Source organism: Actinosynnema sp. NPDC023658 (genome assembly GCF_040639995.1).
Taxonomy (GTDB): Bacteria; Actinomycetota; Actinomycetes; order Mycobacteriales; family Pseudonocardiaceae; genus Actinosynnema.
In genome coordinates this window covers 695-1,772 of the sequence record NZ_JBFAAX010001090.1, presented here as the reverse complement: position 1 = coordinate 1,772, position 1,078 = coordinate 695, and the positions used below count along the sequence as shown (strand labels likewise).

Annotated in this window: 1 protein-coding gene and 1 pseudogene; both read right to left on the bottom strand. The window is 73.3% G+C overall.

The features are described 5' to 3' along the window. Positions 1-122: 122 nt before the first annotated feature. Entirely contained in the window at positions 123-893 is a 771-nt protein-coding gene (locus AB0G02_RS38370) for an ABC transporter permease (RefSeq protein WP_360804867.1), read from the bottom strand. Beyond that, positions 890-1,078, bottom strand: a pseudogene (locus AB0G02_RS38365) (ABC transporter substrate-binding protein); the annotation flags it as partial. The gene AB0G02_RS38370 and the pseudogene AB0G02_RS38365, both read right to left, overlap by 4 nt.

The following is a 1,078-nucleotide window of genomic DNA, read 5'->3' as shown; positions in this document are numbered from 1 at the left end:
CGACTTGCCGCAGCCGGACGGCCCCGCGACCACCAGGATCTCCCCCGTCCGCACGTCCAGGTCGAACGACCGGAGCACGGTGGCCGCGCCGTAGCGCACGGCCAGCCCTTCCACCCGCACGCTCATGCCCGCGCCTCCCTCGGCAGCCACCGGGTGACGCGGCGGCCGGTCAGCTCGACGGCGGAGGAGGTCAGCCAGCCGAGCAGGCCGATGGTGACCATGCCGACGATGACGCCGGGGTAGTCCACGATCGTGTAGGCCTGCCAGGTGCGGTAGCCGACGCCGTACCGGCCGGAGATCATCTCGGCGGAGATCACGCAGATCCACGCCACGCCCATGCCCACCGACAGGCCGCCGAACACGCCCGGCAACGTGCCCGGCAGCACCACCTTGAGCAGCACGTGCCACCGGCCGCCGCCCATCGTACGCACCGCGTCCTCCCACATCGTCGGCAGCGCGCGCACCGCGTGCCGGGTGCTGACCAGGACCGGGAAGAACGCGGCCGTGCAGGTGATGAACACGATGCCCTGCTCGTCGCTGGGGAACAGCAGGATCGCGATCGGCACCAGCGCGATCGCCGGGATCGGCCGCACCACCTCCAGCAACGGCTGGAGCACGTCACCGACGACCCGCGACCGGGCCACCGCGATGCCGAGCGGGACGCCGAGCGCGGCGGCCAGCAGGAAGCCCGCCGCGATGCGGGCCAGGCTGGCCCCGAGGTCCGTGTAGTACTGGGCGGCGGCGGCTTCCTCCACCAGCCTGCGCGCCACCTCCAGCACGGTCGGCAGCCGGTCGAACCGCAGCCACGCCACCGCCTCCGTGGCCGTCAAGACCTGCCACAGCAACAGACCGCACGCCAACGACGCGATCCGCACCACCCACCGCGCGGTCACGGTGCGCCCGCCGCGGCGAGGGCCTGGGTGAAGTCCAGCACGTCGCCACGCGCCCCCGCGCGGGTCGTGTGCGGACGGAGGGCGCCGTCGTCGTCGCGCACCCAGAACGCGTGGTCCGCGAACCACCTGGTCCCGGTCACGGCGTCGGGCACGTACGCCACGCGGACCTTCTTCCCCACCTGGTT